Raw genomic sequence first — 1,549 nt, 5'->3', positions numbered from 1 at the left:
ACGATCTGGCCAAGGCCGTGTCGGTGACCGAGGCAATCCTGCGCGGCAACCCTGACCTCTCTGGCATCTTCGGGATGAGCCAGGTTGGCGGCCCGGCTGTGGCCAAGGTTCTGGCAGAGCAAGAGTTTTCCGACCGCAAAGGCAAGGTTGCCGTGTTCGCCTTCGACGATCTGCCCGACACCATCAAGGGCGTGAAAGACGGCTATATCAACGGCATCATGGTTCAGCGCCCCGTCACCATGGGCAAACTGGCTGTGGAACACCTGGTCGCCCAGATCAAGGGCACCGAGACGACCAGCACCGACGTTGACACCGGCGTCACCGTTGTGAATGCCGACAACCTGGGCAGCTACACCAAGTAAGCGATGCGCTTCGGGGCGGGGCGTGTCATGCGCCCTGCCCTTCTTCATTCCTCACAGTCAAACGAGGCGTCGATGAGCCAAATCCTTGTAATGCCGGACGCCACCCGAGCGCAGAAGGCCCGGCAGATGCCGATGTTTCTGGAAATGCAGGGCATATCCAAGACGTTTCCCGGCGTGAAGGCCCTGAACCATGTTGATCTGCAACTGGCCTTGGGTGAGGTGCATGTGCTGGCCGGGGAAAATGGCGCGGGCAAAAGCACCCTGATGAAGGTGATGACCGGTGTATACCGGGCGGACGCAGGCGGCGTGATCAAGGTGGATGGCCGCGAGGTCGTCATCAAAGACCCAGTCCACGCCAGGTCCTTGGGGATCAGCATCATTTATCAAGAGCTTGCGGTGGTGAACAACCTGACCGTGGCCGAGAATATATACCTTGCGCGCGAACCTTTGAACGCGCTTGGCCTGATCGACACCCGCAAGATGAATGCCAATGCCGCCGCCGTTCTGGCCGAACTCGACATGAATCTGGAACCGACCCGCAATGTCGGCAGCCTCAGCATCGGGCAAAAGCAGATGGTCGAGATTGCGCGCGCGATCTCCTTTAGTTCCAAGCTGATCATCATGGACGAACCCACCGCCTCGCTCAGCCATCACGAAGCGTCCACGCTGATGCGGATGGTCAAGAAACTGGCGGCGCAAAATATCGGCATCGTCTACATCTCGCATCGTCTGGATGAGATCTTCGAAATCGGCGACCGCGTGACCGTGTTGCGCGACGGGATGACAGTGGACAGCCGCCCGATTGCCGAAATGACGCGTGAACTTTTGATCCGCCAGATGGTTGACCGCGAGTTGTCGCAACTCTTTGGCGAACATCGGTCCCATGCGACCGCGCAGGTTCTGATGTCGGTCAAGGGCCTTGGCCTGAAACGCCCCACCGTTCAAGGGGCGCGGGTGGCCGATGTCAGCTTTGATCTGCACAAGGGTGAGGTTCTGGGCTTTTTCGGCCTCGTCGGATCGGGCCGGACCGAGGTGATGGAGATGATCTTCGGCAGCCGCCCCAGCGTCGGCACCATCAGCATCGACGGCAAGACGGTGACCATCCGCGAACCCTCGCAGGCCATTGATAAGGGCATCGGGTTTGTCACCGAAGACCGCAAGGAACAGGGGCTTGTCCTTGGCATGAA

General features: G+C 59.7%; 2 protein-coding genes. Both read left to right on the top strand.

What is annotated here, in order from left to right; all coding sequences use genetic code 11:
• Positions 1 to 362 (top strand): substrate-binding domain-containing protein (locus AC1DVR_RS23330; protein WP_478003013.1); only part of this gene is annotated, 362 nt, incomplete at its 5' end.
• Positions 363 to 434: 72 nt separating this feature from the next.
• The coding region (locus tag AC1DVR_RS23325; RefSeq protein ID WP_478003012.1) for a sugar ABC transporter ATP-binding protein at positions 435 to 1,549 on the top strand (1,115 nt) is incomplete at its 3' end.

Source organism: Rhodobacter sp. P2_H5, assembly GCF_056403335.1.
The sequence above is the reverse complement of the archived record's forward strand: the minus strand, read 5'-3'. Positions and strand labels throughout refer to the sequence as shown.